12 protein-coding genes are annotated in these 14,639 nt (G+C 72.6%); 7 read left to right on the top strand and 5 right to left on the bottom strand.

Features of this window, described 5'->3' with window-relative positions; genetic code table 11:
* Window positions 1-223: 223 nt before the first annotated feature.
* Genes AMK18_RS22745 through AMK18_RS22730 form a run of 4 tightly spaced genes read left to right on the top strand, consistent with a single transcriptional unit; the run spans window position 224 to window position 4,435 of the window.
* A complete protein-coding gene (locus tag AMK18_RS22745; RefSeq protein WP_073864254.1) occupies window positions 224-2,977 on the top strand; it encodes a sensor histidine kinase in 2,754 nt (917 codons plus the stop codon).
* Window positions 2,974-3,417 (top strand): roadblock/LC7 domain-containing protein, encoded by a 444-nt coding sequence (locus tag AMK18_RS22740; RefSeq protein WP_018103971.1) that lies wholly within the window; start codon window positions 2,974-2,976, stop codon window positions 3,415-3,417. Before AMK18_RS22745 ends, AMK18_RS22740 begins: the two co-directional genes overlap by 4 nt.
* A gap of 9 nt (window positions 3,418-3,426) precedes the next feature.
* Window positions 3,427-3,849: a DUF742 domain-containing protein gene (locus AMK18_RS22735; RefSeq protein WP_073864252.1), complete on the top strand. Its 423-nt coding sequence runs from the start codon at window positions 3,427-3,429 to the stop codon at window positions 3,847-3,849.
* A complete protein-coding gene (locus AMK18_RS22730) occupies window positions 3,830-4,435 on the top strand; it encodes a GTP-binding protein (protein ID WP_073864250.1) in 606 nt (201 codons plus the stop codon). Before AMK18_RS22735 ends, AMK18_RS22730 begins: the two co-directional genes overlap by 20 nt.
* Here AMK18_RS22730 and AMK18_RS22725 read toward each other — a convergent pair.
* Both AMK18_RS22725 and AMK18_RS22720 read right to left on the bottom strand, forming a co-directional pair.
* Entirely contained in the window at window positions 4,432-4,782 is a 351-nt protein-coding gene (locus AMK18_RS22725; protein ID WP_073864248.1) for a DUF962 domain-containing protein, read from the bottom strand. The genes AMK18_RS22730 and AMK18_RS22725 overlap by 4 nt on opposite strands.
* Window positions 4,783-4,899: 117 nt before the next feature.
* Window positions 4,900-5,706, bottom strand: a complete 807-nt coding sequence (locus AMK18_RS22720; RefSeq protein ID WP_073864246.1) for a M15 family metallopeptidase — start codon at window positions 5,704-5,706, stop codon at window positions 4,900-4,902.
* A gap of 56 nt (window positions 5,707-5,762) precedes the next feature.
* On the opposite strand from AMK18_RS22720, the gene AMK18_RS22715 reads away from it, so the two are divergent.
* The gene (locus AMK18_RS22715; protein ID WP_018103976.1) at window positions 5,763-6,341 is read left to right on the top strand and encodes an NUDIX domain-containing protein; all 579 of its coding nucleotides are present in this window, start codon (window positions 5,763-5,765) and stop codon (window positions 6,339-6,341) included.
* Here AMK18_RS22715 and AMK18_RS22710 read toward each other — a convergent pair.
* Window positions 6,332-8,689 (bottom strand): glycoside hydrolase family 31 protein, encoded by a 2,358-nt coding sequence (locus tag AMK18_RS22710; protein ID WP_073864244.1) that lies wholly within the window; start codon window positions 8,687-8,689, stop codon window positions 6,332-6,334. The two genes, AMK18_RS22715 and AMK18_RS22710, sit on opposite strands and share 10 nt — an antisense overlap.
* A 231-nt stretch (window positions 8,690-8,920) precedes the next feature.
* Here AMK18_RS22710 and AMK18_RS22705 point away from each other — a divergent pair, with 231 nt between their 5' ends.
* Complete coding sequence (locus AMK18_RS22705) at window positions 8,921-10,897, top strand: acetoacetate--CoA ligase (protein ID WP_073864243.1); 1,977 nt, start codon at window positions 8,921-8,923, stop codon at window positions 10,895-10,897.
* Window positions 10,898-10,937: 40 nt separating this feature from the next.
* A complete protein-coding gene (locus tag AMK18_RS22700; RefSeq protein WP_073864241.1) occupies window positions 10,938-11,885 on the top strand; it encodes a hypothetical protein in 948 nt (315 codons plus the stop codon).
* A 68-nt stretch (window positions 11,886-11,953) separates the two neighbouring features.
* Here AMK18_RS22700 and ptsP read toward each other — a convergent pair whose 3' ends face one another.
* Both ptsP and AMK18_RS22690 read right to left on the bottom strand, forming a co-directional pair.
* The gene (ptsP, locus tag AMK18_RS22695) at window positions 11,954-13,624 is read right to left on the bottom strand and encodes a phosphoenolpyruvate--protein phosphotransferase (protein ID WP_073864240.1); all 1,671 of its coding nucleotides are present in this window, start codon (window positions 13,622-13,624) and stop codon (window positions 11,954-11,956) included.
* A gap of 79 nt (window positions 13,625-13,703) precedes the next feature.
* The gene (locus AMK18_RS22690; RefSeq protein ID WP_026171635.1) at window positions 13,704-14,153 is read right to left on the bottom strand and encodes a PTS sugar transporter subunit IIA; all 450 of its coding nucleotides are present in this window, start codon (window positions 14,151-14,153) and stop codon (window positions 13,704-13,706) included.
* Window positions 14,154-14,639 lie beyond the last annotated feature (486 nt).

Below are 14,639 nucleotides of genomic sequence, written 5' to 3'. Positions count from 1 at the left end.
CAGCCAACCGGGACGTGAAGGAACCTGCCATGCCCCGGGGCCTCTTCTGTCGCTTTCGTGAATTTCATCTCCCGGAATACCGGGACAAGCCATGGTCAACTCCCGGTAAGGCGGCTGAAAATCGTCCGGACATGCCTTCGAGTTGTCTGTCCGTCGGTAGTAGGCTCGCGCCGTTTGTTGACGAAACCCGTCCCCGGTCCCGCGGGGATGACCTGGGGGAGGCATGCGCTTTCGCGGAAAGTCCATCCGCAGGAAGATCGTGGCGTTGCTCGTGGTGCCCCTCGTATCGCTCACCGCCCTCTGGGGATTCGCCACCTATCTCACCGGGCGCGAGGCCGGGAAACTGCTCGGCGCGAGCACCGTCGTGGAGAAGGTCGGCCACCCCCTGGAGGACACCGTCCGGGTCATCCAGAGCGAACGCCGCCAGACCCTGGTCTTCCTCGCCGACCCGCGCGCCTCCGACGCCCTGCCCGTACTGCGCCGCCAACGCGCCGCCACCGACCGGGTCGTGGCCGAGGTCCGCGAGAGCGCCGGACAGAAGGACATCCGCGACGCACTCGGCGCCACCGCGGAAACGCAGCTCGGCTCGATACTCGGCGCCGTCGAAGGACTCGACGCCCTGCGCGACTCCGTCGACAAACGCACCATCGGCCGGCTCAAGGCGATGACCTACTACAACCGCCTGATCGACCCCTGCTACCGATTCCTGACCGGCCTGCACACCATGGAGAACGTCTCCATGGACCGGCAGGTCCGCGCACTGACCGGCATGTCCCGCGCCCGCGAGATGCTCTCCCGGGAAGACGCCCTGGTCGCCTCCGGACTCCTGGCCGGCCGCCTCACCGCCCCCGAACTCCGCCAGATATCCGACCTCGTCGCCCAGCGCGGCCTGCTCTACGAGACCAACCTCGACCTCCTCCCCGCCTCCGAACGCCGCCGCGTCCAGGAGTACTGGCAGGGCCCGGACAGCGAACCGCTGCGCTCCGCCGAGGACGGGATCATCTCCCGCGGCCCCACCAGCAGTCCGCGCACCGCCGACGCCGCCCGCTGGCAGGAGGTGGCCCCGGCCGCCCTGGAACGGCTGGCCAACGACTCGACGGAGATGAACAACCGCTTCAACGACCGGGGCAAGCCCGCCGGCTACGGCATCCTGATCAAGGCGGGCATCGCCGGTGTCCTCGGCTTCCTCGCCCTCGTCGTCTCCGTCTTCGTCTCCGTACGCATCGGCCGCGAGCTCGTCCGCGACCTCACCCGGCTCCGCAAGGACGCCCACGAGGTCGCCGGCGTCCGGCTGCCGAGCGTGATGCGCCGCCTCGCCTCGGGCGAACAGGTCGACGTGGAGACCGAGTCCCCGCACCTGCAGTACGAGCGCGACGAGATCGGCCAGGTCGGCCAGGCCCTCAACACCCTGCAACGCGCCGCCGTCGAGGCGGCCGTCAAACAGGCCGACATGCGCCGCGGCGTCTCCGAGGTCTTCGTCAACCTCGCCCGCCGCAACCAGGTCCTGCTCCACCGCCAGCTCACGCTCCTGGACACCATGGAGCGCCGCACCGAGAACACCGACGAACTCGCCGACCTCTTCCGCCTCGACCACCTCACCACCCGCATGCGCCGTCACGCCGAGGGCCTGGTGATCCTCTCCGGCGCCGCCCCCTCCCGGCAGTGGCGCAAGCCCATCCAGCTGATGGACGTGGTCCGGGCCGCCGTCGCCGAGGTCGAGGACTACGAACGCATCGAGGTCCGACGGCTGCCCCGGATCGGCGTCGGCGGCCCGGCCGTCGCCGACCTCACCCACCTGATCGCCGAACTCCTGGAGAACGCCACGGTGTTCTCGCCCCCGCACACCGCGGTCCAGGTGCACGGCGAGCGTGTCGCCAACGGCTTCACCCTGGAGATCCACGACCGGGGCCTCGGCATGCCCCCCGACGTCCTGCTCGACGCCAACCTCCGGCTCGCCGAGACCCCCGAGTTCGAGCTGTCCGACACCGACCGCCTCGGCCTCTTCGTGGTCAGCCGCCTCGCTCAGCGGCAGAACGTCCGGGTCTCCCTCCAGACCTCCCCGTACGGCGGCACCACCGCCGTCGTCTTCCTCCCCGCCGCCCTCCTCACCGACGCCCCCGAATCGCACGGCACCGGCTTCCGCCTCGACCGCCGGGCCGAGAAGGCCCTCGCCGCCGGCACGCCGGACGGCGACACCCGGCGCCCCGAGGCCGACGACCCGGTGCCGGGGCGGCCGAGCGGCCTCTCCCCGGTCCCCACCGGCCTGGTCGACCCGGCCCTGCTCAACGGCCCCGTCGAGCTGGAGGGCGACGAACCGCTGGACTTCACCCGCGACCCGGTCCTCGAAGCGGTGTCCGGCCCCGGGCTCGACTCCGTGCTCGACGGGGTCGCCGACCTGGAGGACACCGAGAGCGAACGCGGCGGCATCTTCCGCGCCCGCGCCCTGCGCCGCGAGGGTGAGCGCGAGCAGCACCAGCAGGCCCCCGACGACGGGGTTCGCGCCCTGCACCCCGAGGGCACCCGGCCGCTGCCCCGCAGGCGCCGCCCGCCGACGCTGGTCACCGACCGCGGCCGCCGGGTCGACGGGGACCGTGCGGGAGAGCGCGCGGGAGACCGAGCGGGAGGCCGCGCCCACCCCGCCTCCGAGGACCGCGAACCGGCCCGCCCGTTGGACCGCCGTCCCGCCGTCCCCGCACCCCGTGCGCCCGAGCCCGCCCCCGACACCGTCGGCGGCCTGCCCCGCCGCGTCCGGCAGGCCAGCCTCGCCCCGCAGCTGCGCGAGGGCCCGGACGCCCGCACGGCGCGGCCCGCACCGGTGGAGAGCGCCGACGACATCGAACGGGACGCCGAAGAGGTACGCAGCCGTATGGCTTCGCTCCAGCGTGGCTGGCAGCGCGGCCGCCAGGAGAACGCCGAGGACCCGATGGGCCCCGGCGACACCGCACCAGGAACCACACCGGGAGGGGACGGTCCATGACCGCACCGAACGCCGCCGAAGCCGACACCGCACGCCAGGGGTCCGGCGAACTCAACTGGCTCCTCGACGAACTCGTCGCGCGCGTCGCCAGCATCCGCAAGGCGCTGGTGCTCTCCAGCGACGGCCTGCCCACCGGCGCGTCCAAGGACCTGACGCGGGAGGACAGCGAGCACCTGGCCGCCGTCGCCTCCGGCTTCCACAGCCTGGCCAAGGGCGTCGGCCGCCACTTCGACGCGGGCAGGGTCCGCCAGACCGTCGTCGAGCTGGACGAGGCGTTCCTCTTCGTCACGGCGGCCGGCGACGGCAGCTGCCTCGCCGTCCTGGCCGAATCCGAGTCGGACGTGGGGCAGGTGGCGTACGAGATGACGCTCATGGTCAAGCGCGTGGGCAGCCACCTGGCCAACGCGCCCCGGACGGCCGGTCAGCCCTCCGGGGGGTGAGCGGACGCCATGAGCGCCGCATCGCCCGGCTCCCCGGAGACCCCGGAAAGGCCGCGGACCCCGCGCTGGTACGACGACGACGCGGGGCCCGTCGTCCGCCCCTACGCGATGACCCGCGGGCGCACCAGCAGCGCGTCCCGCCACCGCCTCGACCTGATCGCGATCGTCGTGCCCGAACCCGCGGCCGACGATCCGGACAACGACCAGCTGCTCACCCCGGAACACGTCGAGATCCTCGGACTCTGCGGTGAGCTGCCCCAGTCGATCGCCGAGCTCGCCTCGTCCCTGGACCTGCCCGTGGGCGTGGTACGGGTGCTGGTCGGCGATCTCGTGGACGACGAGCTGGTCCACGTGACCCGTCCCGTTCCGCCGGCCGAGCTGCCGGACGTGAACATTCTCCGTGAGGTGATCAATGGCCTTCGGGCGCTCTAGCCGCAGCAGGCGGCCCGTGGAGCCCGTCACCCTCAAGATCCTGGTGGCGGGCGGCTTCGGCGTGGGCAAGACGACGCTGGTGGGCGCGGTCAGCGAGATCAGGCCGCTGCGCACGGAGGAACGGCTGACCGAGGCGGGCCGTCCGGTGGACGACCTGGACGGCGTCGAGGGGAAGACCACGACGACCGTGGCCATGGACTTCGGGCGGATCACGCTCCGCGAGGACCTGGTGCTGTACCTCTTCGGCACGCCGGGACAGGACCGGTTCTGGTTCCTCTGGGACGAGCTGGCACAGGGCGCGCTGGGCGCGGTCGTGCTCGCGGACACCCGGCGCCTGGCCGACTGCTTCGCGGCCGTCGACTACTTCGAGCGCCGTGAGATCCCGTTCGCCGTCGCCGTCAACTGCTTCGAGGGCGCGGACCTGTTCCCGGAGGCGACGGTACGGGCTGCGCTCGACCTGGACCCGCAGGTGCCGCTCCTGATGTGCGACGCGCGGGACCGGGCCTCGGCCCGGGACGTGCTGGTGGCCGTGGTCGAACACGCCCTGGCCCGCGCGGACCGCCCGCGCGAGCCCGTCACCACCTAACGCCCGTTCTCCGCCAGCCACTTCTCGGCGGTCTGCGCCAGCTCGTGGTCCCGCCCGGCCAGCATCATCCGGATCATCTGCACGTCACCGCGCAGCGACCAGGCCGGGTGGCCGAAGGTGGCCGGGTTGTTCTTCTCGATCAGGAAGTGCGCGGGCCAGGCCGTGCCGTAGCCGATGAGCGGCAGCGCGGCCAGATACCGCTTCCGGCCGCGCGCCAGCCCGTACGCGCTGATCGCGAGACCGGTCAGGGTGCCGGTGAGATGCACCCAGCGGGTCGCGGCCCGCGAGTGCATCGCGACGTAGTACGGCCAGAACTCTTCGTACGAATCGAACGTCTGCTGTGACATACGGGCACCGTAATGGCTGATCCGGCAACCGGAAACCGCTGCGCCGCGTCCGAAAAGGAGAACGGGCGGCCGGAACCCACGGGGGTGGTCCCGGCCGCCCGTTCCCGCGCGACCGGCTCAGTGCCCGGCGACCGGCCTGTGGGCCACCGGGAAGTCGAAATAGGTGTCGGGGAACGTCTCGGGCTGGAAGGTGTAGTGCCACCATTCCTCGGCCAGATTCACGAATCCGGCCTCGGTGAGCGTCTTCTTCAGGAACTGCCGGTTGGCGCGCTGCACCCCCTGGATCCGGGGATCATCGGTGTGCGAGAGCGTGTCGAAGCAGTCGAACCCGGTGCCCATGTCCACGGAGTTGTCGGGGAAACGGTCGGCCTGCGGCGCGTAGCACGGCACCAGCTTCTCGCCCGGGCGGTACGGCCTGGTCGGCGCGGCGGGAAGCCGTACGAGCGTCAGGTCCACGGTGCTGCCCCGGCTGTGCCCGGACTTCTCCGCGATGTAACCGTCCGCGAAGAGCCGGGACTTGTCGACGCGGGGATAGAACTCGCCCTTCATCGTCTCGTCGTCCAGGTCCTTCGCCCACCGCACGAAGTGGTCGACGGCCCGCTGCGGGCGGTAACAGTCGTACACCTTCAGCGAGTAGCCCTGCCGCAGCAGCCGGAGCTGCGCGCGGTGCAGGGCCTCGGCGGCCGGCCGGGTCAGGATGCAGAGCGGCTGCCGGTAGCCGTCCACGGGCTCGCCCATGAAGTCGTGGGCGGTCGGGTAGCGCATCTCCTGGAGGATCGTGGGGTCCACCGAACGCAGCGAGACGAACTCCCGGGGCGCCTTCGGCTCGGGCCTCGCCTGCGCCACCGGCGCGGTGACGGTCACGGCGAGCAGGGCGGCGGCGGAGGCCGCCAGGGCACGGAAAGCGGTCGCGATGGCTGTCATGAGCACATCCTCCACGGTCCGGGGCCGCCGGAAAGGAGATCCGGTACAGTCCGCGCGTGTCCGCCACCGGTCCCACGCCCGGTCACCACGAGCGCGGCCCGGCCCCCGAGGAAACGGAGCAGCCCGTGACGTACTCCCACTGCCCCGCCTGCGGAGCCGCGTACACCGGCCTGCCGTCCCCCGACACCTGGCCCCGCACCTGCGCCGCCTGCGGCGAGACCGCCTACCGCAACCCGCTCCCGGTCGCCGTCGCCCTGCTCCCCGTCACCGACGGCGACACCACCGGCCTCGTCGTCATCACCCGCACCATCGAACCCGCACGCGGCGGCCTCGCCCTGCCCGGCGGCTTCATCGACCACGCCGAGGACTGGCAGCACGCCGTCGTACGCGAACTGCGCGAGGAGACCCGCATCGAGGCACGCCCCGAGGACGTCCGCCTCGCCGACGCCCTCAGCTCACCCGCCGGACACCTGCTCCTCTTCGGGCTCCTCCCCGAACGGCCCGCCGCCGCGCTCCCGCCTTCCGCCCCCACCGACGAGACGTCCGGCCACAGCCTGCTCACCGCCCCCGCCCCGCTCGCCTTCCCCCTGCACACCGAGGCCGTCCACCGCTGGTTCGCCGGCCGCTACCGCTGAGCCCTGCCGCCCCGCACCCGCACCGGGCGGTCCACCGCCCCGCCGTCCCGCTCCACCATGACGCGCCCGCCCTCCAGCCGGGACGTGTACCGCTCGGCCTCCACAGGCTCCCAGCCGTCACCCGCGTCCGGGACCACCGTCCCGCCACCCGGACGCCCCGCCACCGGCGCCCACACCTCCAACTCCACGGTGCCGTCCGCACCCCGCACCGGAATCACCGCCCCCGCCCGCGCCAGCACCGGCACCCGGGACAGCGGCGCCTCCACCACCACCCGCCCCGGCCCCTCGTACACCGCCCCGCTCACCGTGTCGTACCAGCGCCCCGGCGGCAGCCGTACCGCCCGCCGCACCACCCCCGGCTCCAGCACGGGCGCCACCAGCAGGGCGTCACCCAGCAGGAACGCGTCCTCGCAGTCCCGCAGCCCCCGGTCCCCGGGCGCCGACCACCACAGCGGGCGTACGTACGGCGCACCCGTCAGCGCCGCCAGCCGCGCCAGGGTCACCCAGTACGGCCGCAACCGCTCCCGCTCCGCCAGCACCTCCCGCGCCCCGGCCAGCACCTCGGGACCGAACTCCCACGGCTCCCGGCGCCCCGCGTCGATCGCCGCGTGCGTACGGAACAGCGGCAGATACGCGCCCAGCTGGAACCACCGCAGATACAGCTCGGGCGACGGCGACCCGTCGAACCCGCCCACATCCGGACCCGAGTACGGCACCCCGCACAGCCCGAGCCCCAGAACCAGCGCCAACGACGCCCGCAGCCCCGGCCACCCCGTCGCCACATCACCGGACCAGGTGCCCCCGTACCGCTGCATCCCCGCCCAGCCGGAACGCGAGAACAGGAACGGCCGCTCATCGGGGCGCAGCCGGGCCAGCCCCTCGTACCCGGCCCGCGCCATCGCCAGCCCGTACACGTTGTGCGCCTCCCGGTGGTCACCGCCGCGCCCCTCCAGCGCGTGGAGCGCCGAACGCGGCAACGACGGATCACCGAACGCCGCGAAGGACACCGGCTCGTTCATGTCGTGCCACACCCCGGAGAACCCCTGCGCCAGCCGCTCCGCGTACAGCCCGCCCCACCACTCCCGCACCCCCGGATCCGTGAAGTCCGGATACACGCACGCACCCGGCCACACCTCCCCGCGCACCTCCCGCCCCCGGGCATCCCGGACGAACGCCCCCGAAGGACCCACCGCCCGGCCGGAGTCGTAGACCGCGTTCCCCCGGACCGCGGCGACCGCCGGGTCCACGATCGACACCAGCCGCACCCCGGCCTCCCGCAACTCCCCGGCGAGCCCCGGCAGATCCGGGAACCGCCCGCGGTCCACGGTGAACACCCGGTGCGCGTCGTAGTGGTCGATGTCCAGGTGCAGCGCCGACAACGGCAGCCCCCGCTCCCGGTACCCCGCCACGATCCGCCGGACCTCCCGCTCCGACCCGAACCCCCACCGGGCGTGCTGCGGACCCAGCGCCCAGGACGGCGGCACCGAGGCCGCCCCCGTCAGCGCCGACCACCCCGCCAGCACCCGGGCCGGGGTGCCCGCCACCGCCCAGCAGCGCAACGGCCCGCCGTCCACCCGCACCTCCGAAGCGCCGGGCCGGTCGTGCCCGGACCCCGCGCCCTCCTTCCCCTCCCGCAACGACACCCGGCCCGACCAGGAGTTGTCGTAGAACACCAGGTGCGTCCCCGCGTCCGCCACCACCAGCTGCACCGGCATCGTCAGATACAGCGGATCGTCCCCCGGCCCGAACCGCCCACCCGGATCGGTGTTCCACAGCGCGTACGACCTGTCCCACAGCCGGGGCCCCGCCGCCCTCCCACCGAGACCGAAGAACCGCGCGTCCGCCGGAACCTCCGAACGCTGCACCCACCGCGCCTCCCCGCCCGCCACCGGCTCCCACCAGCGCGGCGGCAGCTCCCGGCGCAGCACCACCCCGCCCGGCGTCCGCAACTCCACCGCCCCGTGCCGGGACACCGCGACCGTCAGCCGCTCCGCCACCACCTGCCAGCCGCCGTCCGTACCCGGTTCCAGCACCGCCCGGGGATCGGCGGCGGGCGCCTCCCCGTCCACCGCGTACGAAGGGCTGGGCCCCGCCCCGTCCCACCCCCAGAACACCGCCCCGCCCACCGCCACCCGGATCCGCAGCTCCGAACGGGCGAACCGCACCACCCCGCCCCCGGGCCCCGGCTCCGCCCCCGTCACCGGACCCGGCATGCGCGCCCGCTCCGCCCCGCGCCCCGGCAACGCCCGCGCGTCCGCACGCGCCCGGCGCCACGCCGAGCGCACCGTGCGCAGCCCCCGCTTCGAACCCACCAGCTTCACCGAGCGCACCAGGTCACGACCGTTCATGCCGCTCACCCTGCCACCCGCCCGGCCGCGAACAAGCGCCGTTCAACTTCCGTTCACCCCGCACCGGACGTGGCGGGAGCACATACCGGGACACGGAACCATGTACGGGCAACCCTGGTGCTGGGGACGATCACATGGCATCGTCCGTGACGTCGCCTCACGCGCACACCCCGCACGTGCGCGCGACCTGCGCACACACCGCGTACCCGCTACAGCCAGGGAGCCGCCCCCATGACCTCAGCAGCCGACGAAGCCCCCCTGTGGCAGCCCGGCCCCGACCGCATCGCGGCCGCCGCCGTCACCCGGTTCCAGAGCTGGGCCGCCGAACACCACGGCGCCCCCGCCGAGGGCGGCTACGCCAGTCTGCACCGCTGGTCCGTCGACGAGCTCGCCACCTTCTGGAAGGCCGTCGCCGAGTGGTTCGACGTGCGCTTCTCCACCCCGTACGAAGAGGTCATCGGCGACCGCTCGATGCCCGGCGCCAACTGGTTCACCGGCGCGACCCTCAACTACGCCGAGCACGCGCTGCGCGCCTCCGAGGACCCCCTGCGCGCCGACGCGCCCGCCCTGATCCACGTGGACGAGACCCACACCCAGGTCCCGACCTCCTGGTCCGAGCTCCGCCGCCAGGTCGGCTCGCTCGCCGCCGAACTCCGCGCCCTCGGCGTCACCCCGGGCGACCGCGTCAGCGGCTACCTGCCCAACATCCCGCAGGCCGTCGTCGCCTTCCTCGCCACCGCGGCCGTCGGCGGCGTCTGGACCTCCTGCGCCCCCGACTTCGGCGCCCGCAGCGTCCTCGACCGCTTCCAGCAGGTCGAACCCGTCGTCCTGTTCACCGTCGACGGCTACCGCTACGGCGGCAAGGAACACCACCGCGCCGACACCGTCGCCGAGCTCCGCCGCGAACTGCCCACCCTGCGCGCCGTCGTGCACATCCCGCTGCTGGGCACCGAGGCCCCGGAAGGCGCCCTCGACTGGGCCTCCCTCGTCGCGGCCGACACCGAGCCCGTCTTCGAACAGGTCGCGTTCGACCACCCGCTCTGGGTCCTCTACTCCTCGGGCACCACCGGCCTGCCCAAGGCCATCGTCCAGTCCCAGGGCGGCATCGTGGTCGAACACCTCAAGCAGCTCGGCCTCCACTGCGACCTCGGCCCCGAGGACCGCTTCTTCTGGTACACCTCCACCGGCTGGATGATGTGGAACTTCCTCGTCTCCGGCCTCCTCACCGGCGCCACCGTCGTGCTGTACGACGGAAGCCCGGGCTACCCGGACGTCAGCGCCCAGTGGCGCGTCGCCGAACAGACCGGCGCCACCCTCTACGGCACCTCGGCCGCCTACGTCATGGCCTGCCGCAAGGCCGGCATCCACCCGGGACGCGACTTCGACCTCTCCCGCGTCCAGTGCGTCGCCACCACCGGCTCCCCGCTCCCGCCGGACGGCTTCCGCTGGCTCCACGACGAGGTCGCCGACGACCTCTGGATCGCCTCGGTCAGCGGCGGCACCGACGTCTGCACCTGCTTCGCGGGCGCGGTGCCCACCCTCCCCGTCCACATCGGCGAGCTCCAGGCCGCCAGCCTCGGCGTGGACCTCCACTCCTGGGACCCGGCGGGCGAACCCCTGACCGACGAGGTCGGCGAGCTCGTCGTCACCCAGCCGATGCCGTCCATGCCGGTCCGCTTCTGGAACGACCCCGACGGCAGCCGCTACCACGACAGCTACTTCGACGTGTACCCCGGCGTCTGGCGCCACGGCGACTGGATCACCCTCACCGAGCGCGGGTCCGTCGTCATCCACGGCCGCTCCGATTCCACCCTCAACCGGCAGGGCGTCCGCATGGGCTCCGCCGACATCTACGAGGCCGTCGAACGCCTCCCCGAGATCCGCGAATCCCTCGTCATCGGCCTGGAGGAACCGAACGGCGGCTACTGGATGCCGCTCTTCGTCCACCTCGCCGAGGGCGCCACCCTGGACGACGCCCTCCGCGACAGCATCAAGCGCACCATCCGCGAGAACCTCTCGCCTCGCCACGTCCCCGACGAGGTCATCGAGGTCCCCGGCATCCCGCACACCCTCACCGGCAAACGCATCGAGGTTCCGGTCAAGCGCCTGCTCCAGGGAACAGCCCTGGAAAAGGCCGTCAACCCCGGCTCCATCGACAACCTGGAACTCCTCCACTTCTACGAGAAGCTGGCCCGCGAACGCCGCTGACCGACCCATTGTCAGTGCCCCTGATTACTCTGAGTGAGCAATGATCGACAGCGCACTGGGGGACATCATGGCGCAGACAAGGAACAAGCGGACCACCGTCCACGGACGGACCGTGACCACCACCATGCGACGCACGCTGCGCCGCGAAGCACCCACCACCATCGGCCTGTTGACCGATGAGGAGGACTTCGCGGCCATGCGCCGCTTCCGCACCTTCACCTTCGACGACCACGGCGTCTATCTGGAACAGGTCGAGGCCCTGCTCAAGGCCCTCACCGCACAGGGCGTGCACACGACGGTCGCCCTCTTCGACCCCCTGGAGTACGTGCAGTACTGCGCGGAGTCCGGGATCGCCCCCGACACCCCGGCAGGCCGCAGCCGCTTCACCGCGGAGATCGCCGCCTGCGGAGCCACCGTCACCTACGAGGGGCAGCCCCTGGACGCCCTGATCCAGGTGCTCGTCGGCCGCGCGGTCCGCCGGGCCACCTGGGAGTACGCCACCATGCTCCTGGCCGGCCTCGGCGACTGCGCGGACTGCGGCCGGGACATCGGCCAAGCCGCCTTCGACCGCGCCTCCCACCTCCTGGAACGCACCCTGGAGGCGGCCGGACCCGGCACCCACCACCTGGTGTGCAGCACCCCCACGGAGAACGACCAGCTGCTCGCCGCCCTGCACACCGACCGTGCCACCGCCGGGGCCGTCCTGCTCGACACCTCGGAGGGCGCCGAGTTCGTGAGCGTCCTCGCCGTCGCCGTCGCCCTGGAGAGCCACGGCGGAGTCGTCCTGCGTACGAGCAACCCCGGCGCTCCGGACCGGGTGCACGGCTGGCGGCTGACCCGGGGCAACCTTGACCCGCTCACCGCCGGCGAGGTCTTCAGCGCCTACTGCACCGACGCGGACACGGGCGAGCCCGTCGCCCCCGAGTCCGGTGTGGAGTACTGCGCGGGCTTCGACATCGGCGCCGACGAACCGGAGGAGCACCGCTGACACGACGAAGGGGCTTTCCGCCGGTCCCCGGCGGAAAGCCCCTTCACCTCGCGTCGTCCGCTCCCGGACTACTCGCCCGACAGCACCGCCTGCGCCGCCCGGCGCGCTTCCTCGGCGGAATCGGCCGCACGCGCGGCCGCAGCGGCCCGCTCGCACTGCGCCAGCGTGTACTTGGCCAGCGTGGCGCGGACGTAGGGAATGGACGCCGCACCCATCGACAGGGACGTCACACCCAGACCCGTCAGCACACAGGCGAGCAGCGGATCGGAGGCCGCCTCACCACAGACACCACAGCTCTTGCCCTCGGCCTTCGCGGCGTCGGCGGACAGCGCGACCAGATCCAGCAGCGCCGGCTGCCACGGGTCCTGGAGCCGGGAGACGGCACCCACCTGACGGTCGGCCGCGAAGGTGTACTGCGCCAGGTCGTTGGTGCCCAGCGACAGGAACTCCACCTCCTGCAGCACCGAGCGCGCCCGCAGCGCGGCGGACGGGATCTCCACCATCGCGCCGAACTTCGCGTTCAGCCCGGCCTCGCGGCAGGCGTCGGCGAAAGCCTTGGCGTCCGCGCGGTCGGCCACCATGGGCGCCATGACCTCGAGGTAGACGGGCAGCCCCTCGGTAGCCTTCGACAGCGCGGTCAGCTGGGTACGCAGCACATCCGGGTGGTCCAGCAGGCTCCGCAGCCCGCGCACGCCCAGCGCCGGGTTGGGTTCGTCCGCCGGGGTCAGGAAGTCGAGCGGCTTGTCCGCGCCCGCGTCCAGCACACGCACCACGACACGGCCCTCGGGGAAGGCTTCGAGCACCGCGCGGTACGCGGCGATCTGCTTCTCCTCGGACGGCGCCTGCTTGCTGTCGTCCAGGAAGAGGAACTCCGTACGGAACAGGCCGACGCCCTCCGCACCCGCCTCCACGGCCGCCGGCACGTCGGCGGGACCGCCGACGTTGGCGAGCAGCGGCACCTTGTGACCGTCCGACGTGGCACCGGGGCCCGTCGCGGCGGTCAGCGCGGCCTTGCGCGCGGCGGCGGCGCTCTCCAGCTCCGCCCGCTTGGCGTCGCTCGGCTCGACGAAGATCTCGCCGGTGCTGCCGTCCACGGCGATGAGCGTGCCCTCGGCCAGCTCACCGGCCCCGGGCAGGGCCACCACGGCCGGGACACCGAGTGCCCGGGCCAGGATGGCGCTGTGGCTGGTCGGCCCGCCCTCCTCGGTGACGAAGCCGAGGACCAGCGCGGGGTCCAGCAGCGCCGTGTCGGCGGGGGCGAGGTCCCGGGCGATCAGGACGTAGGGCTCGTCGCTGTCCGGCACGCCGGGCATCGGCACACCGAGCAGGCGCGCCACGATGCGGTTCCGGACGTCGTCGAGGTCGGCGACCCGGCCCGCCAGGTACTCCCCGGCGCCGGCCAGGAGTGCCCGGTACGAGGCGAACGCGTCGTACACGCCGCGCTCGGCGGTGCTCCCGACGGCGATGCGGCGTTCGACATCGGCCATGAGCTCGGGGTCCTGGGCCATCATGGCCTGGGCCTCCAGCACGTGCTGGGCCTCGCCACCGGCCAGGTTGCCGCGCGCGATGAGGTCGGCGGCCACGGCCTCCACGGCCTGCCGGGCCCGCCCCTGCTCGCGCTCGGCCTCCTCGGCGGGGATCTGCTTGGCCGGCGGTTCGAGCACCGCGGTGCCCATGTGCCGTACCTCGCCGATCGCCACACCGTGGCTCACGCCTACGCCTCGCAGCGTTGTCTCCATTTCACCCGTCTCCGGTCGTGCGGTGGCCGTTGCCTCCGCGGTGGTGGATATCCAGTCGGCTGTCACTGCGCCGATCGCGTTACTGCCAGCCGAACAGCGCGTCGCCGGCCGCGACGTCGCCGGACTCCACGAGGCCCGAGAGGGACTCGGCCGTCGCTTCCAGCGCCACGATCGGGCACACCGGGGACTTGCCGGCCTTCTCGACGGCGGAGGGGTCCCAACGGACGACGGCCTGACCGCGGGTGACGGTGTCGCCCTTGCTCACGAGCAGCTCGAAGCCCTCGCCGTTGAGCTGGACCGTGTCGATGCCCAGGTGCGTGAGCACACCGTGCCCGTCGCTGTCGACCACCACGAAGGCGTGCGGGTGGAGGGAGACGATGACTCCGTCGACGGGGGAGACCGCCTCGGAGGGCTCGCGGACGGGGTCGATAGCGGTGCCGGGACCGACCATCGCGCCCGCGAAGACGGGGTCGGGTACGGCAGCGAGCCCAACGGCACGTCCGGCAAGAGGGGACGTCACAGTGGTCATGGGGGGCCTCCCAGTGGAGCTTCGAAGGTGCCGCCACGGCTGGACAGGAGGACGGCGTACTGCTCAGCAGCGTAAGTCATAAGAAGTCCCGGTTCCGCCCGAGTCCTGACGGTTCGAGGACCTAGGGGCGCACCGGAAACGATTTGCCTCGACTACCGGCTGCCTGTACTGTCGTACTCCTGCCTGGCCCCAACGCGACTTTGAGTCGGGGGTCGGCAACGGCTATTGAGCCCAAACCCTAACCCGAAATCGGGCACCCGCATGTCTGCGGGGGGCCGGTCAGGGGGACCGGAAAGGTTTGATAGTGTCTGACCCGCCGGAAAGGGAAACGCGAAAGCGAAGAACTGGAAAGCGAAAATCGCTTGACCCGCTTCGACCGGGAATCGGACACGAAAGAGTCTGATAGAGTCGGAAACGCAAGACCGAAGGGAAGCGCCCGGAGGAAAGCCTCAGAAAATGTTCTGCGGGTGAGTACAAAGGAAGCGT

This window comes from Streptomyces sp. CB01249, assembly GCF_001905735.1.
Classification (GTDB): Bacteria; Actinomycetota; Actinomycetes; order Streptomycetales; family Streptomycetaceae; genus Streptomyces.
The sequence above is the reverse complement of the archived record's forward strand: the minus strand, read 5'-3'. Positions and strand labels throughout refer to the sequence as shown.

Coding starts and splice junctions, on each gene's coding strand:
- AMK18_RS22735 (WP_073864252.1), top strand. CDS start 3,427: ATGAGCGCCGCATCGCCCGGCTCCCCGGAGACCCCGGAAAGGCCGCGG.
- AMK18_RS22720 (WP_073864246.1), bottom strand. CDS start 5,706: ATGACAGCCATCGCGACCGCTTTCCGTGCCCTGGCGGCCTCCGCCGCC.
- ptsP (WP_073864240.1), bottom strand. CDS start 13,624: ATGGAGACAACGCTGCGAGGCGTAGGCGTGAGCCACGGTGTGGCGATC.
- AMK18_RS22740 (WP_018103971.1), top strand. CDS start 2,974: ATGACCGCACCGAACGCCGCCGAAGCCGACACCGCACGCCAGGGGTCC.
- AMK18_RS22690 (WP_026171635.1), bottom strand. CDS start 14,153: ATGACCACTGTGACGTCCCCTCTTGCCGGACGTGCCGTTGGGCTCGCT.
- AMK18_RS22745 (WP_073864254.1), top strand. CDS start 224: ATGCGCTTTCGCGGAAAGTCCATCCGCAGGAAGATCGTGGCGTTGCTC.
- AMK18_RS22710 (WP_073864244.1), bottom strand. CDS start 8,689: ATGAACGGTCGTGACCTGGTGCGCTCGGTGAAGCTGGTGGGTTCGAAG.
- AMK18_RS22700 (WP_073864241.1), top strand. CDS start 10,938: ATGATCGACAGCGCACTGGGGGACATCATGGCGCAGACAAGGAACAAG.
- AMK18_RS22705 (WP_073864243.1), top strand. CDS start 8,921: ATGACCTCAGCAGCCGACGAAGCCCCCCTGTGGCAGCCCGGCCCCGAC.
- AMK18_RS22725 (WP_073864248.1), bottom strand. CDS start 4,782: ATGTCACAGCAGACGTTCGATTCGTACGAAGAGTTCTGGCCGTACTAC.
- AMK18_RS22730 (WP_073864250.1), top strand. CDS start 3,830: ATGGCCTTCGGGCGCTCTAGCCGCAGCAGGCGGCCCGTGGAGCCCGTC.